This is a genomic window from Streptomyces sp. NPDC054956 (assembly GCF_053609185.1).
The window spans coordinates 16235-39558 of record NZ_JBSGXB010000012.1 but is presented as its reverse complement, the minus strand read 5'-3'; the positions used below and the strand labels follow the sequence as shown (position 1 = coordinate 39558).

General features: G+C 73.1%; 25 protein-coding genes and 1 tRNA gene. 14 read left to right on the top strand and 12 right to left on the bottom strand.

Annotated elements, in window-relative coordinates:
- The first annotated feature begins 2 nt into the window (after nucleotides 1–2).
- Together ACWGDE_RS04440 and glmS are read left to right on the top strand one after the other, a co-directional pair.
- Nucleotides 3–278, top strand: coding sequence for a hypothetical protein (locus ACWGDE_RS04440; RefSeq protein ID WP_214951593.1), 276 nt, complete (start codon nucleotides 3–5; stop codon nucleotides 276–278).
- A gap of 77 nt (nucleotides 279–355) precedes the next feature.
- Entirely contained in the window at nucleotides 356–2173 is a 1818-nt protein-coding gene (gene glmS, locus ACWGDE_RS04435; RefSeq protein ID WP_453387472.1) for a glutamine--fructose-6-phosphate transaminase (isomerizing), read from the top strand.
- A 101-nt stretch (nucleotides 2174–2274) separates the two neighbouring features.
- Here the strand turns inward: glmS and ACWGDE_RS04430 are convergent, their stop codons facing one another.
- Both ACWGDE_RS04430 and ACWGDE_RS04425 read right to left on the bottom strand, forming a co-directional pair.
- Nucleotides 2275–2841 carry an acetate uptake transporter gene (locus ACWGDE_RS04430; RefSeq protein ID WP_453387471.1) on the bottom strand — a complete coding sequence of 189 codons (567 nt, stop codon included), beginning with the start codon at nucleotides 2839–2841 and terminating at the stop codon, nucleotides 2275–2277.
- A 99-nt stretch (nucleotides 2842–2940) separates the two neighbouring features.
- Nucleotides 2941–3471 (bottom strand): universal stress protein, encoded by a 531-nt coding sequence (locus ACWGDE_RS04425; RefSeq protein WP_214951587.1) that lies wholly within the window; start codon nucleotides 3469–3471, stop codon nucleotides 2941–2943.
- Between the two features lie 475 nt (nucleotides 3472–3946).
- Between ACWGDE_RS04425 and ACWGDE_RS04420 the strand changes: the two genes are divergently transcribed.
- The 4 genes from ACWGDE_RS04420 to ACWGDE_RS04405 all read left to right on the top strand — a co-directional run bounded on the left by ACWGDE_RS04420 (nucleotide 3947) and on the right by ACWGDE_RS04405 (nucleotide 6685).
- Nucleotides 3947–4267, top strand: coding sequence for a hypothetical protein (locus tag ACWGDE_RS04420; RefSeq protein WP_453387470.1), 321 nt, complete (start codon nucleotides 3947–3949; stop codon nucleotides 4265–4267).
- Nucleotides 4268–4643: 376 nt separating this feature from the next.
- Entirely contained in the window at nucleotides 4644–5813 is a 1170-nt protein-coding gene (locus tag ACWGDE_RS04415; RefSeq protein WP_399379618.1) for a helix-turn-helix domain-containing protein, read from the top strand.
- A 90-nt stretch (nucleotides 5814–5903) separates the two neighbouring features.
- Nucleotides 5904–6506, top strand: a complete 603-nt coding sequence (gene orn / locus ACWGDE_RS04410; protein ID WP_453387469.1) for an oligoribonuclease — start codon at nucleotides 5904–5906, stop codon at nucleotides 6504–6506.
- A gap of 106 nt (nucleotides 6507–6612) precedes the next feature.
- Nucleotides 6613–6685 (top strand) — tRNA-His (locus tag ACWGDE_RS04405).
- Nucleotides 6686–6785: 100 nt separating this feature from the next.
- On the opposite strand, the gene ACWGDE_RS04400 is transcribed toward ACWGDE_RS04405, so the two are convergent.
- Nucleotides 6786–7610: an NmrA family NAD(P)-binding protein gene (locus ACWGDE_RS04400; RefSeq protein WP_453387468.1), complete on the bottom strand. Its 825-nt coding sequence runs from the start codon at nucleotides 7608–7610 to the stop codon at nucleotides 6786–6788.
- Nucleotides 7611–7703: 93 nt separating this feature from the next.
- Here ACWGDE_RS04400 and ACWGDE_RS04395 point away from each other — a divergent pair, with 93 nt between their 5' ends.
- Both ACWGDE_RS04395 and ACWGDE_RS04390 read left to right on the top strand, forming a co-directional pair.
- Nucleotides 7704–8204 (top strand): MarR family winged helix-turn-helix transcriptional regulator, encoded by a 501-nt coding sequence (locus tag ACWGDE_RS04395; protein WP_453387467.1) that lies wholly within the window; start codon nucleotides 7704–7706, stop codon nucleotides 8202–8204.
- Nucleotides 8205–8350: 146 nt separating this feature from the next.
- Nucleotides 8351–9631, top strand: a complete 1281-nt coding sequence (locus ACWGDE_RS04390; RefSeq protein ID WP_453387466.1) for an MFS transporter — start codon at nucleotides 8351–8353, stop codon at nucleotides 9629–9631.
- Here ACWGDE_RS04390 and ACWGDE_RS04385 read toward each other — a convergent pair.
- From ACWGDE_RS04385 to ACWGDE_RS04360, 6 genes are all read right to left on the bottom strand, one after another.
- On the bottom strand, nucleotides 9546–9848 hold the full coding sequence (locus ACWGDE_RS04385; protein ID WP_453387465.1) for a hypothetical protein: 303 nt from the start codon (nucleotides 9846–9848) through the stop codon (nucleotides 9546–9548). The two genes, ACWGDE_RS04390 and ACWGDE_RS04385, sit on opposite strands and share 86 nt — an antisense overlap.
- A 111-nt stretch (nucleotides 9849–9959) precedes the next feature.
- Nucleotides 9960–10634: an NADPH-dependent F420 reductase gene (locus tag ACWGDE_RS04380; protein WP_453387464.1), complete on the bottom strand. Its 675-nt coding sequence runs from the start codon at nucleotides 10632–10634 to the stop codon at nucleotides 9960–9962.
- A gap of 96 nt (nucleotides 10635–10730) precedes the next feature.
- Complete coding sequence (locus tag ACWGDE_RS04375) at nucleotides 10731–11372, bottom strand: disulfide bond formation protein B (RefSeq protein ID WP_453387463.1); 642 nt, start codon at nucleotides 11370–11372, stop codon at nucleotides 10731–10733.
- Nucleotides 11373–11383: 11 nt separating this feature from the next.
- Entirely contained in the window at nucleotides 11384–11548 is a 165-nt protein-coding gene (locus ACWGDE_RS04370; RefSeq protein ID WP_453387462.1) for a DUF5993 family protein, read from the bottom strand.
- 68 nt (nucleotides 11549–11616) lie between these two features.
- A complete protein-coding gene (locus tag ACWGDE_RS04365; RefSeq protein WP_453387461.1) occupies nucleotides 11617–12996 on the bottom strand; it encodes a sensor histidine kinase in 1380 nt (459 codons plus the stop codon).
- Between the two features lie 85 nt (nucleotides 12997–13081).
- Entirely contained in the window at nucleotides 13082–13771 is a 690-nt protein-coding gene (locus ACWGDE_RS04360; protein ID WP_453387460.1) for a response regulator transcription factor, read from the bottom strand.
- Nucleotides 13772–13850: 79 nt separating this feature from the next.
- Between ACWGDE_RS04360 and ACWGDE_RS04355 the strand changes: the two genes are divergently transcribed.
- On the top strand, nucleotides 13851–14384 hold the full coding sequence (locus ACWGDE_RS04355) for a hypothetical protein (RefSeq protein WP_453387459.1): 534 nt from the start codon (nucleotides 13851–13853) through the stop codon (nucleotides 14382–14384).
- A 23-nt stretch (nucleotides 14385–14407) separates the two neighbouring features.
- Here ACWGDE_RS04355 and ACWGDE_RS04350 read toward each other — a convergent pair whose 3' ends face one another.
- The gene (locus tag ACWGDE_RS04350; RefSeq protein ID WP_453387458.1) at nucleotides 14408–15280 is read right to left on the bottom strand and encodes a spermidine synthase; all 873 of its coding nucleotides are present in this window, start codon (nucleotides 15278–15280) and stop codon (nucleotides 14408–14410) included.
- 34 nt (nucleotides 15281–15314) lie between these two features.
- A complete protein-coding gene (locus ACWGDE_RS04345) occupies nucleotides 15315–15767 on the bottom strand; it encodes a hypothetical protein (protein ID WP_453387457.1) in 453 nt (150 codons plus the stop codon).
- A gap of 412 nt (nucleotides 15768–16179) precedes the next feature.
- On the opposite strand from ACWGDE_RS04345, the gene ACWGDE_RS04340 reads away from it, so the two are divergent.
- Complete coding sequence (locus ACWGDE_RS04340; RefSeq protein WP_453387456.1) at nucleotides 16180–17520, top strand: tetratricopeptide repeat protein; 1341 nt, start codon at nucleotides 16180–16182, stop codon at nucleotides 17518–17520.
- A gap of 54 nt (nucleotides 17521–17574) precedes the next feature.
- Here ACWGDE_RS04340 and ACWGDE_RS04335 read toward each other — a convergent pair whose 3' ends face one another.
- On the bottom strand, nucleotides 17575–18171 hold the full coding sequence (locus tag ACWGDE_RS04335; RefSeq protein ID WP_453387455.1) for a histidine phosphatase family protein: 597 nt from the start codon (nucleotides 18169–18171) through the stop codon (nucleotides 17575–17577).
- 168 nt (nucleotides 18172–18339) lie between these two features.
- Here ACWGDE_RS04335 and ACWGDE_RS04330 point away from each other — a divergent pair, with 168 nt between their 5' ends.
- Genes ACWGDE_RS04330 through ACWGDE_RS04315 form a run of 4 tightly spaced genes read left to right on the top strand, consistent with a single transcriptional unit; the run spans nucleotide 18340 to nucleotide 23309 of the window.
- Nucleotides 18340–19239 (top strand): phosphatase PAP2 family protein, encoded by a 900-nt coding sequence (locus ACWGDE_RS04330; protein ID WP_453387454.1) that lies wholly within the window; start codon nucleotides 18340–18342, stop codon nucleotides 19237–19239.
- Complete coding sequence (locus ACWGDE_RS04325; protein WP_453387453.1) at nucleotides 19151–20389, top strand: hypothetical protein; 1239 nt, start codon at nucleotides 19151–19153, stop codon at nucleotides 20387–20389. Before ACWGDE_RS04330 ends, ACWGDE_RS04325 begins: the two co-directional genes overlap by 89 nt.
- Nucleotides 20377–21984 (top strand): hypothetical protein, encoded by a 1608-nt coding sequence (locus ACWGDE_RS04320; protein WP_453387452.1) that lies wholly within the window; start codon nucleotides 20377–20379, stop codon nucleotides 21982–21984. Before ACWGDE_RS04325 ends, ACWGDE_RS04320 begins: the two co-directional genes overlap by 13 nt.
- A complete protein-coding gene (locus ACWGDE_RS04315) occupies nucleotides 21981–23309 on the top strand; it encodes an AAA domain-containing protein (RefSeq protein WP_453387451.1) in 1329 nt (442 codons plus the stop codon). Before ACWGDE_RS04320 ends, ACWGDE_RS04315 begins: the two co-directional genes overlap by 4 nt.
- Nucleotides 23310–23324: the final 15 nt, after the last annotated feature.

The following is a 23324-nucleotide window of genomic DNA, read 5'->3' as shown; positions in this document are numbered from 1 at the left end:
GGATGCCCGACCGCCGCCCGTCGCACGACGACCTCGTCGACCACTTGGTGCGCAGCACCTCGCTCCAGCGGGGCGAAGCCGCCCGAGTGGTGCTCGACGTGCTCGCGTACTTCGACGAGAGCACCGAAGAGTTCGTCCGGCGGCGCCACCGTGAGCTCCAGTCCGGCGGCGCGGTCAACGCGGACATCTTCGAGCGGATCGCGGCCGAACTGCCGCACCGCGCCGTGGCGCCCCCGGAGCTATCGCTCCGGCAGCTGCGCCGCATCGTCTACGGCTGAGCACCGCCCCGGTCAGGGGGCGGGCAGCGGCAACGAGAGCAATCGAACTTCAGAATTTTCAGGAGGGGAAAGACCTTATGTGCGGAATCGTGGGTTACATCGGCAAGCGTGACGTGGCACCGCTGCTGCTGGAGGGCCTGCAGCGACTGGAGTACCGCGGCTACGACTCCGCGGGCATCGTCGTCAACAGCCCGAAGGCCTCGGCCCTGAAGGTCGTCAAGGCCAAGGGCCGCGTACGCGAGCTGGAGTCCCGGGTACCCAAGCGCTTCGCCGGCACCACCGGCATCGCCCACACCCGCTGGGCCACCCACGGCGCCCCGAGCGACATCAACTCCCACCCGCACCTGGACGCCGACAACAAGGTCGCCGTCGTCCACAACGGCATCGTCGACAACGCCTCCGAGCTGCGCGCCAAGCTGGAGGCCGACGGCGTCGTCTTCCTCTCCGAGACCGACACCGAGGTGCTCGTCCACCTCATCGCCCGCGCCCAGGCCGACACCCTGGAGGAGAAGGTCCGCGAGGCGCTGAAGGTCGTCGACGGCACCTACGGCATCGCCGTCATGCACGCCGACTTCCCCGACCGCATCGTCGTCGCCCGCAACGGCTCCCCGGTCGTCCTCGGCATCGGCGAGAAGGAGATGTTCGTCGCCTCGGACATCGCCGCGCTCGTCGCCCACACCCGCCAGATCGTCACCCTCGACGACGGCGAGATGGCCACCCTGAAGGCCGACGACTTCCGGACGTACACCACCTCCGGTACGACGACCACCGCCACGCCCGAGACCGTGGAGTGGGAGGCCGCCTCCTACGACATGGGCGGCCACGACACGTACATGCACAAGGAGATCTCCGAGCAGGCCGACGCGGTCGACCGCGTCCTGCGCGGCCGGATCGACGACCGCTTCAACACCGTCCACCTCGGCGGCCTGAACCTGGACCCGCGCGAGGCGCGCGGCATCCGCCGGGTCAAGATCCTGGGCTGCGGCACCTCGTACCACGCGGGCATGATCGGCGCGGGCCTCATCGAGAGCCTCGCCCGCATCCCCGCCGACGCCGAGCCGGCCTCGGAGTTCCGCTACCGCAACCCGGTCGTGGACCCCGACACCCTCTACATCGCCGTCTCCCAGTCGGGTGAGACGTACGACGTGCTGGCGGCCGTGCAGGAGCTCAAGCGCAAGGGCGCCCGCGTCCTCGGCGTGGTCAACGTGGTCGGCTCCGCGATCGCCCGCGCGGCCGACGGCGGCGTGTACGTGCACGCCGGCCCCGAGGTCTGCGTCGTCTCCACCAAGTGCTTCACCAACACGGTCGTGGCCTTCGCGCTGCTCGCCGTGCACCTGGGCCGCATCCGGGACCTCTCGGTCACCGACGGCAAGCGGATCATCGACGGCCTGCGCAAGCTGCCCGCGCAGATCCAGGAGATCCTCGACGGCGAAGAGGACATCAAGAAGCTGGCGGCCGAGTACGCCGAGGCCAAGTCGATGATGTTCATCGGCCGGGTCCGCGGTTACCCGGTGGCCCTGGAGGCCTCCCTCAAGCTGAAGGAGATCTCCTACATCCACGCCGAGGCCTACCCGGCCTCCGAGCTCAAGCACGGCCCGCTGGCGCTCATCGAGCCCTCGCTGCCGACGGTCGCGATCGTTCCGGACGACGACCTGCTGGAGAAGAACCGCGCGGCGCTGGAGGAGATCAAGGCCCGCAGCGGCCGGATCCTCGCCGTCGCCCACAGCAAGCAGGAGAAGGCCGACCACACGATCCTCGTGCCCAAGAACGAGGACGAGCTGGACCCGATCCTGATGGGCATCCCGCTGCAGCTGCTGGCGTACCACACCGCCCTGGCCCTGGGCCGGGACATCGACAAGCCGCGCAACCTGGCGAAGTCCGTCACCGTCGAGTAGCCGGACCGCGCACCGCGCACGAGGAAGGCCCCCGGGGATCACCCCGGGGGCCTTTCTCGCGTCCGGTCCGCGCGGGACCGGTCCGCCGGTCCGCCGGTCCGTCAGCTCGCGGCGACCGCGCCGCGCGAACCCTTGCCGAGCGCCATCGGCCAGCTCGCCAGCGCTGCCGTGGCCCCGTACCAGGCCAGCAGTCCGGAGAGTGCCGCCACCCAGCCGGCCGCCTTGGCCAGCCCGTCGGTCTCGGCGAAGGTGCCTATCGCCAGGAGCACGAGGGAGAGGGTGAACAGGCCGTACACGCCCTGCCCGAACAGCCCGCCCGAGGAGGCGGCCGTGAGGGTCAGCGCGAGCATGGCGAAGAGGACGAGGAACAGGCCGGCCGCGTGTGCCGAAACCTTTCCGTCCGCGCCGTTGGCCCAGGTGAACCAGAAGGCGCCGAGGCCCGCGAACGCGGTGCCGTTGAAGCCGTTGCCGCCGCGGTATTCGAGGATTCCGAGGACGAACAGGGCGAGTCCGCCAAGGAAGGTCGCGAGCGACACGGAGTTGGCCACGGTCACACCGTCGATGATTCCGGTGTGGCCGATACCGAACGCGAGAAGGGTGAGACCCAGGGCGATGTTCCCGAGGGTCGAAGTCGAGGCCGTGCTTCCCGCAGAGACACCATTGTCCACGGCGGGCTCCCTTCGATCTGCAGTTGTTTGCTGCGTCCCAGCAGCCTTTATCTACCCCTTACAAGGGGGTTCACAACCACACAATCGACATACGGTCGGTTACGGGATGACAACGACGGGTCGCTGCGCGCGCTTCGCCAGCCGGCCCGCCACCGAGCCGAAGATCCGGCCGACGATCCCGTGCGTGGAGCCGACCACGATGGCGTCCGCCGAGTACTCCCGGCCGACCTCCTCCAGCTCGTGGCAGATGTCCCCGCCGCGCTCGACGAGGATCCACGGGACTTCGGAGAGGTAGTCGGCGCAGGCCAGCTCCAGACCCAGCACCTCGGTGCGGTGGTCCGGCACGTCCACGAAGACGGGCGGCTCGCAGCCGGCCCACACGGTGGTGGGCAGCCGGTTGGCCACGTGGACGATGATCAGGCCGGAGCCGGAGCGACGGGCCATCCCGATCGCGTACGCGAGGGCTCGCTCACTGGACGTGGATCCGTCGAAGCCCACCACGACCCCGTGCCGGAAGGCCGGGTCGCAGGGATGACGTGGTTGTTCCACCGCGCGCAGGTCGGCCGATTCGGGGTCGGCGAGGCGTTTGCGCTTGCGGTCCGCGGGTTCGGAGAATTCGTGACCGGCCATGGGTGTCTCGGCGAAGAGGTCCTCGGGGGAAGGGACAAGGCGGCGGGGCGACAGTAGGCGGAAGCGACGGATCTGGCGGTGATGTTTCAAGGAATGGCAACTCAGTGTGACCGAGCTCTGTCCGGGAAGCATCTTCCCAAGCCCATACCCACCAGGGTACGGCGACACTCCTGTGCTGCACAGGGCATGCCGCCCTTGGAGAGCGTCCAAGGGAGCATGCCGCAGCCGTGCCGCCTTGGCAATGGCCGCTGTCCCCTACAGCCAGTGACCAAGAACTCGGCGCGGGGTACGCGCCACCCGTGCGCGCAGTGACCGAGCCGCTCCGCCCGCCGTTGGACACGAGTCCGACCGTCCAGGAAGAGCCCGCAGGGAGCACGCCGTGCCCGGTCATCCGGTTCACCCCGTCCAGCCCGCTCAGTCGCCCGCTCAGCCGACGCAGTCCGTCCACACGCCGCCCTTCCCCCTTCACTCGTCCGTGCACCCCTCGAGACGCCCCCACGACGACCCCGCGGGTGACGTGGTGCGCTGGGCGGCCTTCAGCTGCCTGCTCGTCCCCGTGGTCCTCGTCGTCTACGGGACCTCCTTCGGCGGGGCCGCGGTGGCCACGCTCGGCCTGGCCGCCGTGACGGCCGCCTGCCGGGTGCTGCTGCGGCACTCGGAGAAGGAGGAGCGGAACGCGGCCCGGGTGCTCGTGGAGGACCGTCCGGTGTCCGTCCATCGGGGCCGGCACTCGCGCGCCGGGAGCTCCGCGCACCGGGGATGTCACGGTTCCGGCGGTTTGCCCCCTCACGACTGACCGATTCGCACATCCACACCCGCACGTTTTCAGCCAACTTCCCGGCAGGTCACCCCCCTTGCCGGAATGTCCCCCCAACCCCCTCACCATCAGCGACTACGTCACCACTGGGGGTCCCTGACCCTATGAGTACTGGCCATGGCCGGACAGTGCGCTTCCCACGCGGGTAGCGGAGCGGAACACTTCCTGATCGAATACTTTTCGCCAAGTTGCCAAGTCGACATAGCGCTGCGTGCTGAACTTGTCACGCCGACACCACGGGACGCAGTAGATTCGATCATGTATTTACGGCGGGGGAGCCACGTGCAAGGCCGAGGGGAAACGTGCAGGTGCGACCAGACCAAGGAGTCGCGACACCCAAGGGGGGCTTAGCGCCATGAGCCAGGATTCCACCGCCGTCGTTGTGGACGGCAGGAAGCTCGCGGGGCGTCGCCGCAGGGAGATCGTCGCGGTGCTGCTCTTCAGCGGCGGGCCGATCTTCGAGAGCTCCATTCCACTTTCCGTGTTCGGCATTGACCGGCAGGACGCGGGAGTTCCACGCTACCGACTGCTCGTCTGCGCCGGTGAGGACGGTCCGCTTCGGACCACCGGCGGACTCGAACTGACCGCGCCATACGGGCTGGAGGCGATCGCTCGGGCAGGCACGGTCGTCGTGCCCGCGTGGCGTTCCATCACATCGCCGCCGCCGCCGGAGGCGCTCGACGCACTGCGTCTGGCGCACGAGGAGGGGGCCCGGATCGTCGGTCTGTGCACGGGTGCGTTCGTGCTCGCCGCCGCCGGCCTGCTCGACGGCCGGCCCGCGACGACGCACTGGATGTACGCGCCGACGCTGGCCAAGCGCTACCCGTCCGTCCACGTCGATCCGCGCGAGCTGTTCGTCGACGACGGCGACGTGCTGACGTCCGCGGGCACCGCGGCCGGAATCGACCTGTGCCTGCACATCGTGCGCACGGACCACGGCAGCGAGGCGGCCGGGGCACTGGCCCGCCGGCTCGTCGTCCCGCCGCGCCGCACGGGTGGCCAGGAGCGCTACCTCGACCGGTCGCTGCCGGAGGAGATCGGCGCCGATCCGCTGGCCGAGGTCGTCGCCTGGGCGCTGGAGCACCTCCACGAGCAGTTCGACGTGGAGACCCTCGCCGCCCGCGCCTACATGAGCAGGCGCACCTTCGACCGGCGGTTCCGCTCGCTCACCGGCAGCGCGCCGCTGCAGTGGCTGATCACCCAGCGGGTGCTCCAGGCGCAGCGGCTGCTCGAGACCTCCGACTACTCGGTCGACGAGGTCGCCGGACGCTGCGGGTTCCGCTCGCCGGTCGCGCTGCGCGGGCACTTCCGCCGCCAGCTGGGGTCCTCCCCGGCCGCCTACCGCTCCGCCTACCGGGCCCGTCGCCCGCAGGCGGACGTGGCCCAGGTGGCGCAGCTGTCGGAGTCGCCGGTGCCGCACCAGCGCACTCCGCAGCCGCAGCGGGCCGCGGCGGCACTGGCCGCGGCCGGTCCCACGGTGACGGAGCTCTACGCTCCCGGGCGGGTGCTGCGCGAGCACGCGTAGCCCCGCGAGGGCATCGCTCCGAGGAGGTCCCCCACAACGGTGCACACCGTTGTGGGGGACCTTCCGCGTAATCCGCATAAGGTGGGGCGCATGAACGATCGCATGGTGTGGATCGACTGCGAGATGACCGGGCTCTCGTTGACGGACGACGCACTTATCGAGGTGGCCGCACTGGTCACCGACTCGGAGCTCAACGTGCTCGGCGAAGGCGTGGACATCGTGATCCGCCCGCCGGACGCGGCCCTGGAGACCATGCCCGACGTGGTGCGCGAGATGCACACGGCCTCCGGCCTGCTCGACGAGCTGGCCGGCGGGACCACCCTCGCGGATGCCGAGGCACAGGTCCTGGCCTACGTACGGGAACACGTGAAGGAGCCCCGCAAGGCCCCGCTCTGCGGAAACACGGTCGGTACCGACCGCGGCTTCCTGCTGCGCGACATGGCCGCGCTGGAGGGGTACCTGCACTACCGGATCGTGGACGTGTCCTCGATCAAGGAGCTGGCGCGCCGCTGGTACCCGCGCGCGTACTTCAACAGCCCCCCGAAGAACGGCAACCACCGGGCGCTCGCGGACATCAAGGAGTCCATCGCCGAGCTGCGCTACTACAGGGAGGCCGTCTTCGTGCCTCAGCCCGGACCGGACTCGGACACGGCGCGGGCCATCGCGGCCAAGCACGTCGTTCCCGAGGTGTAGCACCCCGTAGCACCCGACGGAGAGGGGCGCGGGGAAAGGGGGGAGCGAGCACCCTCCCGGACCCTGTACCCTTTTCTTCGGCCGGTCGGTTTTCCGACCGGACATGGTGGGTGTAGCTCAGTTGGTAGAGCACCTGGTTGTGGTCCAGGTGGCCGCGGGTTCAAGTCCCGTCACTCACCCTGCGAGAAGGCCTCGTTCCGCGAAAGCGGAGCGGGGCCTTTCGCATGTCCGGCTTGCGCATGTCCCACTCCCGGATGCGCGGGTCGGCCCCCCGAGGCATCAGGCGCGGAAGGCGTCGGCGTGGTCCTCGGCCCAGGTCCCGAAGGTGCGGGCCGGGTGGCCGGTGAGCCGCTCGACCTCGTCGGTGATCTCGACCGGGAGGCCGTCGGTGGAGGCCCAGAAGTCGAGCAGGGCCTCGGCGTACGGACCCGGTATCCAGCCGTCGACCTCGGACTTCCACTGCTCGGGGGAGACGGACTCGAAGGGTATGGACCGGCCGATGGCGTCGCCGAGTACGGCGATCTGCGCGGCGAACGTCAGCGACTGCGGTCCGGTCAGGTGGTGGGCGCGCCCGCCGAGCGAGGGGTCGGTGAGGACCGCGAAGGCGGCCTCGGCGATATCGCTCTCGTGGACCGGGTCGCAGTACGAGCCCGGGTACGGCAGGTGGACCGGGCGGCCGGACTTCAGCGACCAGGCCCAGCCGAGGGCATTGCTCGCGAAGGATCCGGGGCGCAGCAGGGTCGAGCGCAGCGGGGAGGCCAGGAGCGCCTCCTCGACCGCGAGGTGGGAGGCGGCGAGCGGGCTGTCGGCGGCGTTCGGGGCGAGCACCGAGGAGGAGGACAGGAGCACGACGTGCTCGACTCCGGCGGTGACGGCCTCCTTCACGAAGGTGTCGACGGCGGCGGCCTCGGCGTAGAGGAAGACGGAGCCCACACCGGCGAGGGCGTCGGCGAAGGTGGCGGGATCGGTGAGGTCGCAGTGGACGGTGCCGGGTTTGTCCGGCTCGCGGGATGCGAGGCGGTGCGGGACACCGGCGGTGGCGAGGAGGGAGGAGAGGCCGCGGGCGACGGCGCCGCGGCCGCCGGTGACGAGGATCTTCGACATGGCGTGTTCCTGTTCTAGACTGAGTACGTGACGCAGATTCTGTGCGACGCATTCTCTGCGTCACACAGACAAATTTGGACCACGGAGAAGCCGATGTCAACCGATAACGCTCGTTCGAGTGATGAGTGGACCCGCGCCGAGCTGCTCGCGCGCATCGTCACCGAGAGCCAGCGGCACTACGCCGACTACTCGCTCTTCAACCAGGCCATGGCCGACCACGTCGGCCTGCACCCCACCGACATGCAGTGCGTCGCCCTCCTCGACATGGAGCCCGGCCCGGTCAGTACCGGTGACATCGCCCGCCTCACCGGCCTGACCTCGGGCTCCGCGACGCGGCTGGTCGACCGCATGGTCAAGGCCGGCATCGTCGAGCGCCACGCCGACCCGAACGACCGCCGCCGCTCCCTCGTGGCCCTCGCGCCCGCCGCCCGCGACCGCATCGGCGCCGCCTGGGAGACGCCCGGCCGTGCCTTCGGCGCCGTACTGCAGAGCTACTCCGACACCGAGCTCGCCGTCATCGCGGACTACCTCCACCGCGCCGCCGAGGTCGGCCGTGCCCAGGCCAAGCGCCTGACCTCGGGCGACACCGACTGACCCGGCCGACCCGACCGACCCGACCGGCACCATCCGGAGCCCGGCAGGGTCTGTCGAAGCGGCCGTTCAGCCGCTAGCGTCCCGGTCAACGGGCAACGGCGCGCGCCGGAGAAACGGGAGGGTCGGCGTGCGGCTGGAGGTTGTCCGTGTCCGAATCCTCATCCGCCGGCTTCCGCGGGGTCTTCGCCCTCGGCGGCCGCGCCCTGCCCCTCTACGGGTTCCTCGCCCGGCTCCCCGCCGCGCTGTGCCCCATCGGGACCCTGATGCTCGTCAACGAACGCGACGGCATCGGCGAGGCCGGCACCGTCGCCGCCGCCCTCTGGCTGGGCCAGGCCCTCGGCGGCCCGGTCATCGGCCGGCTCGCCGACCGGCACGGCCACCGCCCCGTCCTGCTGGTCGCCTGCGCGGCGAACGCCGTCGTGCTCCTCGCCCTCGTCGCGGCCGTCCTCGGCGGGCTGCCCCTGGCCTCACGGACGGCGCTCGCCGTCGCCGCCGGCCTCACGGTGCCGCAGATCGGGCCGCTGGCCCGGGCCCGGTGGGCGCGGCTGGCCGGAGGGGACAAGGCCCTGGTCGGGGCCGCGCTCTCCTTCGACACCACGCTCGACGAGGTCGGCTTCATGGTGGGGCCCGCGCTGGCCGGCATCCTCGCCGTGACCGTCCACCCCGCGTCCGCCCTGCTCCTCGCGGCCGTCCTGATCGTGGTCTTCGGGGCGCTCTTCGCCCTGCACCGCACGGCGCCCGGGCCGGCGGGGAACGCCTCCGCCGCGCGGGGCGACGTACGACTGTGGTCGCCGGGGCTGGCCCTGCTGTTCGCCATGGCCGTCCTGCAGGGCGCGGCCTGGAGTTCGGCCAACACCGGGATCAACGCGCTCGCCGAGTCGGCCGGCTCCCCCGGGGCCGCCGGGCTGGTGTGGGCCGCCATGGCCGTGACCAGCTCGATCGCGGGCTTCGTGACGGTGGCCCGGCCCGGTTCGGCGGACCTGACCCTCCGGCTGCGCCGCACCATCACCGCCCAGGCGCTGCTGACGCTCCCGCTGCTCGCCGCATCGGGCCTGTGGGGCGCGGCCTTCGCCGTCGCCGGTACCGGGCTGGCCGTCGCCCCGCACCTGATCGCGCTGTTCGGCCTGGTGGAACGGACCGGCCCGGCGCAGCGGATGGCCGAGGCCATGACCCTGATCGGCAGCGGTCTGATCATCGGCCAGGCGCTGGCCGCGGCGCTCGCCGGGCCGCTGGCCGAGGCGTACGGGTACCGGGCGGCCTTCGCGCTGTCCTGCGGCGCGGCGGCCGCCTCCGCGGTGGTGGCGTGGGCGGCCGTCGGACGGGTGGTGCGGGGGCCGGCGCTCAGCCCGGCGAGGCCTTCATCGCCGCCAGCCCCTTCGCCAGGTCCTCGGCGTTCATCACCGGAGCGACCTCCAGCTCCGCGTTGAACTGGAGGAACAGGTCCTCGAACAGGGGCGGCAGCTGCGAGCTGTCCTGGAGGTCGAAGACGATCCAGCAGGACCGTACGCCCTCGTCGAGGCCGAAATAGGCCGCCTCCGGCTTGACGGCCGCCATGAGGTTCTTGATGGCCTCGGGGAGGGCGCCGCTCTTGATGCCCTGGTTCGTCGCGGGCGTGTCCAAATGGGCCCTGAGCATGACTCTCATGCGTGGCTCCTTTCGTCACGGCCACCCTGGGCGGAGGCGGAGCGCCCGGCAACATCTCCGCCTCCGTCCGGGCGCGCGGCTGCTCCGCCCGTGCCGGGCCCGCCCGTGCGGCTACTGCCTCCGCTCCGCGCCCTGGATGTGGAAGTTGAAGTCCGTGTGCCCGAGGGCCCCCATCAGCCGGAGCCAGATGGGCAGCAGCATCTCCGTGCCGCGCGCCGTCTCGATGCCGCCCAGGTCGATGACGGCGTGCTCGCGCCAGCCGAAGGAGTACAGGAGCTCCCGTACGGCCTTCTTGGCCTCGGCGTCCTCACCCGAGAGGAAGACGGTGTGGTCGCCGGGGACCCTGGCCGGATCGACCATGACCTGGCAGTTCATCGTGTTGAGCGTCTTGACCACGCGCAGCCCCGGGAAGGTCCGCTGGATCAGCTCGCCCAGGCTGTCGTCGTCCACCGGGTCGAGCCCCGGCGGGAACCCGTGCGAGAAGTCCAGCGGGTTCGCGACGTCGATCAGGACCTTGCCCTCCAGGTGGGCGGCGTCCGCCTCGGTCAGGGCGGCCACGCTGACCCGCCCGCCGGTGGCGTTGATCAGCGTCTCGCCGCCGCGCGCCGCGTCCGCGAAGGCGGCGAGGCCCGCCGCCGGGTGGGCCCCCTGCCACTCGGCGTACTCGGTGCGGGTGAGGGTGGCCTCCGGGTCCCGGGTGCCGATGACGACCTCGTGGTCCAGGGAGAGCAGCTTGGCGGCCACCGTACGGCCGACGATGCCGGTGCCGAGAACTGCGTAGCGCATGGCGGTTTCCAATCCGGTACGGGTTGCGGGCGCGAGCACTCAAGCAGGTCCGGGGAGGTTCGCGCGCGCCGGGCGTCGACTCCGCGCCGACTTCGGCTAGTCGAGGATCCCCACGTCGTAGAAGAACTGGTAGCGCGAGGGGTCGTCCGGCAGGAACCAGTGGAAGCCCTCCTCCAGGAAGACCGCCACGATGTTCACGGCGATCACCAGCCCCAGGAACCACAGCGCGAGCAGCCCCACCGTGCGGTACGGGCCCGGGCCTTCGGCCGGAATCGCCCGGTCGGCCGTGGAGTGGGCGAGGGACAGGACGATCCCGACCGCGACGACCGAGGCCTGGAAGAGGATCCACGCCCAGACGTACAGGTGCAGGCCGAACACCTCGCTCCCGTACCCCTTGTCGCCCGGCAGGATGTGCAGCATCGTCTGCCGCCACGACGCGAACGAGCCCGCGATCACCGCGACGAGCGTCAGGCCCCAGCCCATCATGTAGTCCCGGCCGGTGACCGCCCCGCGCGTCAGCGCCGTGCGGATGATGTGCGCCGCGCCGATCGCCGCCAGCAGCATGAACATCCGCTGCACGATGCAGAGCGGGCACGGGTACTCCCACAGCCCGAACTGGTAGAAGAGCCCTCCGCAGACCACGCCCGTCCAGCCGATGGCGAAGACGCACGCGAACCAGTACTGGACCCGCCCCAGCAGGCCGCCCTCCAGCGGCGCCTCCGGAAGGAGGCTGGACATCGCGGCCACGGTCAGTAGCTCAAGGTGAGGGCGAGGCTGCTGGTGATGTGGTGCGCCAGCAGCAGGATGACGGCGAGCAGCATGAGCCACCAGGCGCCGAGCACGACCGTCCTCGACGAGTCCCGGTACATCGCGATCAGCGTGGCGAGTAGGCCGCCGAAGATGAGGGTGTCCATGGCGCGGACCGTATCGACATGGGGACATACCGGACGTGCGGCGCGCCCCCGCCGTCCCCAGGGTTACGTCAGTTGCCCCGCCGCTTGCGCCGGCCGCGGCCCACGCGGCCGGACTCCCCCCGCGAGCGCCCGTCCAGCGCGATCCACACCCGCACCTCGGTGCCGCCGAGCACCGAGCGCCCGAGCCGCACGTCGCCGCCCGTCGATTCCGCCACGCGCCGCACGATGTCCAGGCCGAGGCCCGTCGAGCCGTCCCGGCCGCCGTCGTTGCCGCGCCGCAGGGCCGCGTCCGGATCGGCGATGCCGCCGCCCGCGTCCGAGACGAGCACGATGACCGCGTCCCCGGCGTCGTGGACGTCCACCGCGAAGGGAGTGCCCTCCGGGGTGTGCCGGAAGACGTTGCCGAGCATGGCGTCCAGCGCGGCCGCGAGCTCGGGCCGGGCCACGGGGATGCGTACCGTACGGTCGACCCCCGCGAGCCGCACCTCGCGGCCCTCGTCCTCGGCCAGCGCCGACCAGAACGCCATCCGGTCGCGGATCACCTCGGAGGCGTCGCAGCCGGCACCGGCGCCGCCCGCGGCGGAGGCGGGCGCGCGCTGCTCGCGGGCCGTACGGATGATCGTGTCGACCTCGCGCTCCAGCTGCTCCACGGCCGCGCGGGTCTGCTCCGCCGCCGGGCCGTCGCCCAGTGAGGCCGTGTTGAGCCGCAGCACCGTCAGCGGCGTCCGCAGCCGGTGCGAGAGGTCGGCGGCCAGCTCCCGCTCGTTGGCGAGGAGTTCCACCACCTGGTCCGCCATCGAGTTGAACGCGACGGCCGCCGAGCGGAGTTCCTTCGGCCCCTCCTCCGGGACCCGCGCCCCGAGCCGCCCCTCCCCCAGCTGGTGCGCGGCGTCCGCGAGCCGCTCGGCCGGCCGCACGAGCCGGGCGCCCAGCCGGTCCGCGACCGCCACCGAGCCCACGATCAGGGCGAGGCCGACGCCCGCGAGGACCACCCAGGCGGTGGCGACGCCGTTGCTGACCTCGCTCTCCGGGACGAGGATCTCCACCACCGCGATGTCCCCGGAGCCGAGCGCGATGGGCTGGAGCAGCGCCGAGCCGCCGCCCGCGACCGGGGCCGTGGCCGCCCGCCCGATCCGCCGGGTCTCGGCGACGGCGTGCTCGCCGGCCCAGCCGTCGCCGATGTCCACGTGCGCGCTGTCGCCGATGGCCGGCACGTGCACGGCCATCCGCCGGGCGGCGCCCATCTGCGTGGACTCCACGGCCCTGCGCAGCTGCACCGGGTCGGTGGTGATGGACAGCGTCGGCCCGATGGTGGCGGCCTGCCGCTCGGCGTTGGAGAACGCCCGGTCGCTGGCCATCTCCTGGACGACCAGCCCGAGCGGTACGGCGAACGCCACGACCACCATGACGGTGACCGCGAGGCACACCTTGACCAGGGCCCACCTCATCTCCGTCGGCTCGCTTCTCCGCCCGCGCGGCGCACCACTGCGGCCATCGTGGTCGTCTGCGGCCCGTCGGCCGCGCGTGCGCCGCTCACTGCGGCGGCTCCAGCTTGACCCCGACCCCCCGCAGCGTGTGCAGGTAGCGCGGATTGGCGGCCGTCTCACCGAGCTTGCGGCGCAGCCACGACAGGTGGACGTCGATGGTCTGGTCGTCGCCGTACGACTGCTGCCAGACCTCGGCGAGCAGCTCCCGGCGGGCCACCACCACGCCCGGCCGCCCGGCGAGGAAGGTCAGCAGGTCGAACTCCCGGCGCGTGAGGTCCAGTACCGCCCCGTCCAGCTCGGCCTGGCGCCGCAGCGGGTCGATGGCGAGGCCGCCGACGCGCAGCACGCGGGAGGGCGGTTCGGCACCCGCCGAGGAGCGGGCACGGCGCAGCACGGCGGCCATCCGGGCGGAGAGGTGCTCCACGGAGAAAGGTTTGGTCAGGTAGTCGTCGGCGCCGTCGTTGAGCAGCCGGACGATCTCCGCCTCGTCGTCCCGGGCGGTCGCGATGATCACGGGCACGTCGGTGATGCCGCGCAGCATCTTCAGCGCCTCGGCCCCGTCCAGGTCGGGCAGTCCGAGGTCGAGGATGACCACGTCGAAGCGGTTGTGCGCGACCTCGCGCAGTGCCTCGAGGGCCGTACCGACGCTGCGCACGGTGTGCGAGGCCTCGGTCAGGTGCCGGATGAGGGCGGAACGTACGAACTGGTCGTCCTCGACCACGAGCACACTAGCCATGGCCCGCACCGTAGCCCATTCGGGGGATGCCCGAGGGTGCCGGGCCAGGTCTGGGACGGGTGGGGCAGTATGTCCACCGATGCGACGAGGACTAGTACATGCCGGGGCGTGGACGCTGGCCACCGGGGCGGCGGTGACGCTGTCGTGGTGGGGCGTGCACACGGTCATGTCCGGCACCGCCTACGATCCCCCGCTCGCGGTGCCGCTGGCCACGCGGCCGCTCTCCTCCTCCACCCACCAGGCCCTGCCGCCGGACGCGTCGCCGGACCCTTCCGCCTCGGCCTCCGCCTCGGATTCGGCCTCCCCCTCCGCGTCCGCCCCCGCCAAGCCGTCGGCCCAGCCCTCGCGGCCGGCGTCCGCCGCGCCTTCGAAGGGGCAGGGCGGCGCGAGCGGGAACGTGAAGGCGTACAGCGTCTCCGGCGGGCGGGTCGTCTTCGACCTCGGCGCTTCCTCGGGCGAGCTGGTCTCGGCGACCCCGGCGGCCGGCTGGCGGATGCAGGTGTGGAAGCAGGAGTCGTGGATCCGCGTCACCTTCACCCGCGACGGCCGGGAGGTGTCGGTGTTCTGCACCTGGCACGACCACCCGCCGCTGGTGGAGATCGTCGATCCCTGACGCGCGGGCCCGAAAGAGACGGCCTAGCGGAAGACGGACTGCGGGGGCTCGGGCGAGGCCACCGCCGAGGCGTCCGAGACGGGGGCGGCGCCGCCCGCGAAATCGGTGAGGGCCCGGCCGTGTTCGACCCGGCCGGGGTGCGGGTCGCTCGCGACGCGGCGGGTGAACTCGGCGAGCGGGAGCTCGCGGTCGGCGGCCACCAGGACGGCGTTGCCGAATCGTTTGCCCCGCCACACCACCGGATCGGCGGCCACCGCGAGCTCCGCGAACCGGGACGCGGCGGTCGAGATCTGGCTCCGCAGATGGGTGAGGGGCGGGCCGTCCGCGAGGTTCGCCACGTACCAGCCGCCCGGCGCCAGGGCCCGGCGTACGTCGTCCAGGAACTCGGTGCTCGTCAGGTGCGCGGGGGTGCGGGCGCCGCTGAACACGTCGGCGATCACCAGATCGGCCCAGCCGTCGGGGATCTTGGCGAGCCCGGCCCGGGCGTCGACCGCCCGGACCCGGATCCGCGCCTGCGGGTCCAGCGGCAGGTGTTCCCGTACGAAGGCCACGAGCCCGGCGTCGATCTCCACGATCTGCTGCGTCGAGCGGGGGCGGGCGGCGGCCGTGTAGCGGGCGAGGGTGAAGGCGCCGCCGCCGAGGTGGAGCACGTTCAGGGGCTGGCGGGCGGGGGCCACGAGGTCGATCAGGTGGCCGATCCGGCGCTGGTAGGAGAAGTCCAGGTGGCCGGGGTCGTCCAGGTCCACGTGCGACTGCGGGGCGCCGTCGATCAGCAGGGTCCACGCGCGCGGCCGCTCCCGGTCGGGCTCCAGCGCGGCCCGGCCGCCGTCCACCTGCCCGACGACCGCCTCGGAGGTGTCGCGCCCGCGCCGCTTGTCCTTGCCCTTGCCTGCCACGTCCTCATTATGGCTGGTCAGAGGCCGGCGAGGGTCAGCGGCAGTTGTCCGCGGCCTCGATCAGCCGGGCCGCCTCGCCGAGGGCCGCGCGCAGCACCTCCGGATCGGTGACCGGCCCGACGGCCTCGGGCGGCAGCAGCCAGCCCGTGCCTCCCGCGGTGGGCGAGGTGTCACCGAAGCGCATGCCGCGCCCGTTGGTCTGGGTGCAGGCGCTGCCGGGGAGGTCCCAGGCGTCGGCGGTGCCGGGCGGGACGAGGAAGCCGAGGGTGCTGCCGGAGCCGTCGTGCAGGACCGGGCCGACGCCGCCCGCCTGGCTGGCCTGGCCGGCGGCCCGGCGGATGATGTCGACGGCCTCGAGCCCCTGCCGGGTGGGCACGGTGACCAGGTCCGGGGCGCCGGCGGCCGGGGGCGCGCCGATCAGCAGGTGTGTTCCGGTGATCAGGGGCGCGCCGGGCTCGGGCGCGGTGTTCGTTCCAGTGCTCTCCATGCCGCCCTCCACCAAGGGAACCCCTCCTCGATCCGCGTACGAGCCTCGCGGGAGTGGACACGGGAAGCCAGGAAGCTTCCTCCCACTCCGCATGGGTTCAACGCACGGGGACGTCAACAGGTGCGGCGGCAAGACGCTGCAAAGGATGGCAGTTCATGGCGGATCGCGGGTGAGATATCCGTTTTGTAGCCAAACACCGCGTCAACCCTGCACCGCTGGCGGTACGTTCATGCCCGCCGGACACCCCGTCGCACCCCCACCACACCGCTCCACGGCCCCACCGCTCCACCGCGACCCAGCTCCACCGCGGCACAGTTCCACCGCTCCACCGCGACACCGCTCCACGGCCACCCGGCCACGCGGGCACCACAGTCACCGGCAGCGCGTCCCTTGCCCCAGAGAGGCCACGTCCATGGCGGCGTCCCCCCACTCACCCAACACCCCCTTCCGGCGGCTGCGCGGTCAGCATTCCCCGGCCGAGTTCGCCGCGATGGTGCGCAGGGCGGCGAAGGAAATCGGAGAAACGGTTTCCTGCGACGCCCGTTACATCGGCCGGGTCGAGTCCGGCGAGATCCGCTGCCCCAACTACGCCTACGAGCGGGTCTTCCTCCACATGTTCCCCGGCCGCACTCTGGCCGACCTCGGGTTCTCCCCGCGCGAGAGCGTCCGCGGCCGGCTGGCGCAGCGGGAACAGCCCTCGCCCTTCTCCCCCTTCACCAGGCGCCCCTCCCCCGGTTCGCCTCCGCGCTTCAAGGAGAGCGACGTGCTGCGTCGCGCGTTCATGGCGGGCGGCTCCGCGACCGTGGCGGCCGCGACCCTCAGCCTCGCCCTGCTCGGCGACACCCGCCGGCTGCCCTCCCGCGCCGGCGAGTCCGAGGCGGCCGCGGTCGAGGACGCCGTACGCCAGATCCGACTGCTGGACGACCGGCACGGGGCGGACGCCCTGTACCGGCGGGCCGCGGAACCCCTGCGCACCGCCTACGCGTTGCTCGACGCGGGAGCCACCCGGCAGTCCACCGAGGACCGGCTGCACGCGGGCGCCGGCGAGCTGGCCATCTCGGTGGGCTGGCTCGCGCACGACTCGGGGCGCTTCGACGACGCCCGCTCGCACTACGCGGAGGCGCTGGCCACGGCCCGGGTCTCGGGGGATTCCGCACTGGAGGCGCACGCCTTCAGCAACATGGCGTTCCTCGCCCGGGACTGCGGTCGCCCCCGCGAGTCGGTACGGGCGGCCCAGGCGGGCCGCCGCGCCGCCCGCTCCCTGGGTTCCCCGCGGCTCCTGTCCCTGCTCGCCCTGCGGGAGGCCGGCGGCTGGGCCGGGCTCGCGGACCGCAAGGCCTGCGAGGAGGCGCTGACCCGGGCGCACACGGAGTTCTCGCGCGGCCCGTCGGGAGCCGACCCCGAGTGGATGTCCTTCTTCGGCGAGGCCGAGCTGGAGTCCCTGGAGTCCCGCTGCTGGGCGGCGCTCGGCGAGCACGCCCGCGCGGCCCGGCACGCCCGCCGGGCGGCGGACCTCCAGGATCCGCACTTCGCCCGCAACGTCGCCCTGTACACGGCCGAGCTGGCCGACGACCTGGCCCACGCGGGCGCCCCCGACGAGGCGGCCTTCGCCGGTGGCCGGGTGCTGGACCTGCTGGCCGAGGTCCAGTCCACCAGGATCCGGTCGATGCTGGCGGAGACGGCCCGCGTCCTGATCCCGCACCAGCGTTCCCCGCGCGTGGGGGCGTTCCTCGCGCGGCACGCGTCGGTGTGACCTTCTGGGGGGCCGGGCGGTCGGCGGGGCTGCGCCCCGGGCACCTGGCCTCCGCTACGCGTCCAGGTGGCCCGTGTCGTTCCAGCGTTCCAGCGCGGGGGCCCCGTACGCCCAGCCCAGGACCGACAGGGAGGTCGGGTCGAGCCGGATGCGGGCCCCGAAGGAGGCTTCGAAGCCGAGCCAGCGGGCGGCCAGGGTGCGCAGGATGTGGCCGTGGGCGAAGACGAGGACGTCGCGCTCGGCCGAACGGGCCCAGGTGACGACCTCGTCCGCGCGGGCCGAGACGTCCGCGACGGACTCGCCGCCCGGGACCCCGTCGCGCCAGATCAGCCAGCCCGGCCGGATCGCCTGGATCTCGGCCGGGGTCATGCCCTCGTAGTCGCCGTAGTCCCACTCCATCAGCGTGTCCCACGGCTCCGCCTGGATGCCGAAGCCGGCCAGGTCGCAGCTCTCGCTCGCGCGCACCAGCGGGCTGGTGCGCACCTCCAGGCCGCGCAGGCTCGCCCACGGGTCCCGGGCGAGGCGCTCGCCGAGGAGTTTCGCGCCGCGCCTGCCCTCCTCCAGCAGGGGCACGTCCGTGCGGCCTGTGTGCTTGCCGAGCTGGGACCACGCCGTCTGGCCGTGGCGGGCCAGGAGGATGCGGGGGGCCATATGAGTTCTCCCGGTCGGGGGGCGGAACAGCGGAACGGTGTCAAGGTGGAGCGGGGCACGGCAGCGGCGGAACCTTTCGCACGGCTTTGCGGGGATTCCGTCGTCCGACCATCATCCATCACATGAACGGCGCGCAACCTACCTCCGTTCACACACGTCTAACGCCGTATGACTAATCGGCGGCAGCCCCCTCGGTGGTGGGCAGAACTGCTGCTCCTGGGACTCGTCTACGGGGCGTACTCGGGCGGCAGACTCCTCGCTCGGGGCGACGTGCGGCTCGCCGTCGACCACGGGCTCGCGATCCTGCGGCTGGAGGAGGTGCTGCGCATCGACTTCGAGCGTCCGCTCAACGGGATCTTCACCGATCACGCGGTGCTCGGCATACCCGCCGACTTCGTCTACGCCTCCCTGCACTACCTCGTCACCCCGGCCGTGCTGGTCTGGCTCTACCGGCGGCGCCCCCAGCAGTATCGATTCGCCCGGACCTGGCTGATGATCTCCACACTCCTCGGGCTCGTCGGCTTCGCCCTGGTCCCCACCTGCCCGCCCCGGCTGCTCGACTCCTCGTACGGGTTCGTCGACACGATGGCCCGCTACAGCGAATACGGCTGGTGGGGCGCCGAGGCCAGCGCCCCGCGCGGACTGGGCTCCTTCACCAACCAGTTCGCCGCCATGCCCAGTCTGCACGTGGGCTGGGCCCTGTGGTGCGGCATCCTCCTGTGGCACTTCGGGCGCCGGCCGCTGGTGCGGGCGCTCGGCGCCGCGTACCCGGTCGTCACCACCCTCGTGGTCATGGGCACGGCCAACCACTACTTCCTCGACGCCGTCGCCGGGGCCGCCGTCATGGGCATCGGCTTCCTCGCGGCCCGGGCCCTGGCCGGCCGGTACCCGGCCGCACGGTCCGGCCCGCGCACCGCCCGGGGCTCCGGTTTCCGCCGTAAGTCCACGATTGTCAGTGGCGGATGGGACACTTCCGCGGGTGAGCTCCTACCCGTCCAGCGGCCTGCCGCCGCAGACCTCGCAGCCGGCGACCCGGCCTCCGAGGACACTGCGGCAGCGGCTCGCTGACCTGCGCGGCCCCGCCGTCCCGCCCCGCCCGCTCGACGCCCGCGCGCTGGCCGCGCTCGCCGCCAACCCGGGCTGCGGCAGACGCGCCCTGCTGGACGGCGCCGGAGTGGACAAGACCGTCCTCGCGGCGGCCCTCGGCTCGCCCGCCGCCTTCGGGCAGTCGCAGTTCGCCATCGTCCGCGGGAACTCCTTCGAGGCCAAGGTCAAGGGCGACGGCGGGTCCGAGCTCCTGCGCCTGGTGTACGAGCACATCGGCGCGGGGCCGGGCACCCCGGCCGAGCCGCCCGGGCCGGACGCCCTCCTGCCCGACCTCACCGCCGCCGGGCCCGAGGGCCGCGCCGCCCGCACCGCGCTCGCGCTGCGCGACGCGACCGCCGCCGGGGCCTGGACCCTGCTCGACCACCCCATGCTCGCCCTGGAGGTGGCCGGCTCCCCCGCCTACCTGGAGCCGGACGCCGTCGTCGTGCACCCCGACGGCCGCTGGACCGTCGTGGAGATCAAGTCCTTCCCGATGATCGACGGGGCCGCCGACGCCGCCAAGGTGGGCGCCGCCGCCCGCCAGGCCGCCGTCTACGTACTGGCCCTGGAGACGACCGCCGCGAAGCTGACCGGCGCGGAGGTCGGGCACACCGTGCTCCTCGTCTGCCCCAAGGACTTCTCCAACCTGCCCACCGCCGCCGCGGTCGACGTCCGCCGCGAGCGCTCCGTCACCCGGCGCCAGCTCGAACGCCTCACCCGGGTCGAGGAGCTGGCCGGCGCCCTGCCCGAGGGGCTCAGCTTCGACCCGGCGCGCTCCGCCGAGGAGCTGACCGAGGCCGTCTCGGCCGTGTCCGCCGCCTACGCCCCCGAGTGCCTGGCCGCCTGCGAGCTGGCCTTCCACTGCCGGGACCGGGCGCGCGGGGCCGGCGAGGTGACCGCCCTGGGCCGTTCGGTACGGGGCGAGCTGGGCGGGCTGACCACGATCGAAGCGGCCCTCGCGGCCGCCGCCGGGTGCGGTGTTCCCGGTGCCACCGCCCCCGGCGGGCCCGCCGCTGCCGCCTCGGATGATCCGACCGCCGCAGCGCTCCAGTACGCCGCCCGGCTGCGCGCCGAGGCGCTGGAGCAGGCGCCCGCCCGTATTCACCCAGAGGTCGTCGAATGTCCCTGCTGAACACCCTGGCCCGGCTGGAGGCCGTCCGCGCCGGCCGGGCCCAGCCGCTGGCGACCGTACGGCACCGGTATCTGAGCGAGCGCCCGCTGGTCTTCGTACCGCTGACGACCGCCGGTGAGGCCGGGGCGCCGCTCGGCGCGATGTTCGGCACCGACCCGGACGCGCCGCACGTCCTGGTCATACCGCAGCCGCGCGACCGCGACCTGCGGTGGGAGTTCCTCGCGGAGCTCGCCGGGCACGTCGTCCCGTACCTCGACTCGTACGCGGACGACGTCGAGCCGGCCGAGCACACCGAGACCGATCCCGAGACGGGCAAGCGGGTCAAGGTCGAGGCCGAGCTCTGCGTGGACGCGCCGCAGCTGATCGTGCCGAGCCGCGCGGGCGTGGAGTACGTACGGCTGCTGGGGCGCTCCATGCGGTTCCGGCGGACGGCCGAGGAGGACCCCGAGAACCCCTACCCCGCGCCCGCGCAAGTACCGCTGCTGGGGCGCTGGTTCACGCACCTCGCCGAACGCTCGCGGGTGCCGGGCTCCTCGATGCTGCTGTCGGCCACGGACCTGCTGTCCCGGCACTGGGCGAGCGGCCAGAGCAACCTGGAGGACCAGCACCTGCAGGCCCTGCTGGCCTGGATCGGTCCCGCGGAGGGCGGCTCGGGCGCCGAGCGCGCGCTGCGCGCGGAGCTCGACCGGTCCGCGGACGGCCAGTTGCTGGTCCCGCCGGCCGGTCCGGCCACCGACCCGGCGTTCGACAACAAGCTGCTGGCGCCGGCGATCGCGAGGTTCGACGCGGCGCGGGCGGCCGCGGCCGCCGACCCCGGCGCCGGCACGACCGAGGGGCTGCGGTCCGCCGAGTCCGCGGTCCGGCGGCTGGTCGAGACGCAGATGGAGAGCACCTGGCACGCCGTGTGGCAGGCCATCGGCCTGCTGCGCGAACTGCCCGCCGGGGAACGGACCGAGGACCGGTGGACCGGCGACCGCTGGTCGTACACCGGACACCGTGACCGGGTGCGCGCCGGCGAGGCTCCGCAGCCGCGCCGCGACGACGCGGTGACGGCCGCGCGCAAGCTCGCGAAGCGGGAGACCGAGCAGGTCCGCCTCGACGCCCAGGAGGCCCTGGACGACCCGCTGGTGATGGCGGGCCGGCGGCTCGCGGGCGAGGCGTTCGCCGGCGAGGTCACCGAAGTGGTCATGGAGTGGACGGACTCGAAGCGGCCCAGCCCTCGCCCGCTGGTGACGGTGGCCACGGAGGACCGGCCGCAGCTCGCCGAAGGCGCCGAGGGCGGCGGCGCGAAGGTGTACCGCTCGCTGGACGGGCGCCCGCAGAGCGCCCGGTTCGTGCGCTGGGAGGAGGACGGCCGGCTCGTGCTGCGCCTCCTCGACAAGATGGGCCGCGGCAAGGACCCGGAGGCGGGCTCGGTGCCCGAGAAGGGCGACCGGGTGTGCTGGACGCTGTTCGAGCACGACTCGCGCGGCGGCCCGAAGCTGCCGGACCCCGAGCAGACCCCGTGGACCCACGGCGGTCCGCCCGCGCACCTGACCGGCTCGGCGCCCACCCTGCCGCTGCCCGACCCCGTGACCGACGAGGACCTTCTGTGAGTTTCGATCCGGGCACCGCGGCCGACCGGGCCACCGCGGCGATCCTCCACGACACCCTGCACGGCAAGGCGCGGGGCGTCGTCGTCGACTCCCCGCCGGGGGCCGGCAAGTCCACGCTGGTGGTGCGCGCCGCGCGGGAACTGGCTGCGGCCGGGCGCCGGCTGATGGTGGTCGCGCAGACCAACGCGCAGGTCGACGACCTGGTGCTGCGGCTGAACGCGAAGGATCCGGAGCTGAAGGTGGGCCGGCTGCACAGCAGCGACGCCGACGCCTACGATCCGGCCCTGCGCGAGCTGGATTCGGTGGTGCTCTCGGCGAAGCCCGCGGACCTCGCCGGGCTGCCGGTGACCATCTCCACGGCGGCCAAGTGGGCGTGGGTCAAGGACGTGGAGCCCTGGGAGCACGCCATCGTGGACGAGGCGTACCAGATGCGCTCGGACGCGCTGCTGGCCGTGGCCGGGCTGTTCGACCGGGCCCTGTTCGTGGGCGACCCGGGCCAGTTGGACCCCTTCAGCGTGGTCGGCGCCGAGCAGTGGGCGGGGTTGTCCTACGATCCGTCCGCCTCGGCGGTCAGCACCCTGCTCGCGCACAACCCGACCCTGCCGCAGCACCGGCTGCCGGTGTCGTGGCGGCTGCCGGCCTCGGCCGCGCCGCTGGTCTCCCGCGCCTTCTACCCGTACACGCCGTTCCGCAGCGGTACGGGCCACGGCGAGCGGCGGCTGTCGTACGGGGTCGCGGGCGACGGCTCGGGCCCGGACCGGGTGCTGGACGAGGCCGCGGAGTCGGGTTGGGGGCTGCTGGAGCTCCCGGCCCGGCACACGCCCCGGACCGACCCGGAAGCGGTGCGGGCGGTGGCGACGGTGGTCCGCCGGGCGCTGGACCGGGGCGCGGTGACGGTGGACGAGCAGCCCGGCGGCCCGTCCCCGCTGACGGCGGACCGGATCGCGGTGGGCACCGCCCACCGCGACCAGGCCTCCGCGGTCCGCGCGGCGCTGGCCGCCCTCGGGGTCACCGGGGTCACCGTGGACACCGCGAACCGGCTCCAGGGCCGCGAGTACGACCTCACCGTGGTCCTGCACCCGCTGTCGGGCCGCCCGGACGCGACCGCCTTCCACCTGGAGACGGGCCGGCTGTGCGTACTGGCCTCGCGCCACCGGCACGCCTGCGTGGTGGTGGCCCGGGCGGGGATAGCGGAGCTGCTGGACGACCACCCGTCCACGGAGCCGGTGCAGTTGGGCGTGACGGTGAAGTTCCCGGACGGCTGGGAGGCCAACCACTCGGTCCTCGCGCACCTGTCGGAACACCGGGTCTCCTGGCGCCCCTAAGGGGGGTCCGCGATG

Coding starts and splice junctions, on each gene's coding strand:
- ACWGDE_RS04440 (WP_214951593.1), top strand. CDS start 3: ATGCCCGACCGCCGCCCGTCGCACGACGACCTCGTCGACCACTTGGTG.
- ACWGDE_RS04345 (WP_453387457.1), bottom strand. CDS start 15,767: ATGGAGAGCACTGGAACGAACACCGCGCCCGAGCCCGGCGCGCCCCTG.
- ACWGDE_RS04400 (WP_453387468.1), bottom strand. CDS start 7,610: ATGTCGAAGATCCTCGTCACCGGCGGCCGCGGCGCCGTCGCCCGCGGC.
- glmS (WP_453387472.1), top strand. CDS start 356: ATGTGCGGAATCGTGGGTTACATCGGCAAGCGTGACGTGGCACCGCTG.
- ACWGDE_RS04360 (WP_453387460.1), bottom strand. CDS start 13,771: ATGGCTAGTGTGCTCGTGGTCGAGGACGACCAGTTCGTACGTTCCGCC.
- ACWGDE_RS04355 (WP_453387459.1), top strand. CDS start 13,851: ATGCGACGAGGACTAGTACATGCCGGGGCGTGGACGCTGGCCACCGGG.
- ACWGDE_RS04335 (WP_453387455.1), bottom strand. CDS start 18,171: ATGGCCCCCCGCATCCTCCTGGCCCGCCACGGCCAGACGGCGTGGTCC.
- ACWGDE_RS04395 (WP_453387467.1), top strand. CDS start 7,704: ATGTCAACCGATAACGCTCGTTCGAGTGATGAGTGGACCCGCGCCGAG.
- ACWGDE_RS04380 (WP_453387464.1), bottom strand. CDS start 10,634: ATGCGCTACGCAGTTCTCGGCACCGGCATCGTCGGCCGTACGGTGGCC.
- ACWGDE_RS04370 (WP_453387462.1), bottom strand. CDS start 11,548: ATGGACACCCTCATCTTCGGCGGCCTACTCGCCACGCTGATCGCGATG.
- ACWGDE_RS04415 (WP_399379618.1), top strand. CDS start 4,644: ATGAGCCAGGATTCCACCGCCGTCGTTGTGGACGGCAGGAAGCTCGCG.
- ACWGDE_RS04375 (WP_453387463.1), bottom strand. CDS start 11,372: ATGTCCAGCCTCCTTCCGGAGGCGCCGCTGGAGGGCGGCCTGCTGGGG.
- orn (WP_453387469.1), top strand. CDS start 5,904: ATGAACGATCGCATGGTGTGGATCGACTGCGAGATGACCGGGCTCTCG.
- ACWGDE_RS04385 (WP_453387465.1), bottom strand. CDS start 9,848: ATGAGAGTCATGCTCAGGGCCCATTTGGACACGCCCGCGACGAACCAG.
- ACWGDE_RS04340 (WP_453387456.1), top strand. CDS start 16,180: ATGGCGGCGTCCCCCCACTCACCCAACACCCCCTTCCGGCGGCTGCGC.
- ACWGDE_RS04330 (WP_453387454.1), top strand. CDS start 18,340: ATGACTAATCGGCGGCAGCCCCCTCGGTGGTGGGCAGAACTGCTGCTC.
- ACWGDE_RS04320 (WP_453387452.1), top strand. CDS start 20,377: ATGTCCCTGCTGAACACCCTGGCCCGGCTGGAGGCCGTCCGCGCCGGC.
- ACWGDE_RS04425 (WP_214951587.1), bottom strand. CDS start 3,471: ATGGCCGGTCACGAATTCTCCGAACCCGCGGACCGCAAGCGCAAACGC.
- ACWGDE_RS04365 (WP_453387461.1), bottom strand. CDS start 12,996: ATGAGGTGGGCCCTGGTCAAGGTGTGCCTCGCGGTCACCGTCATGGTG.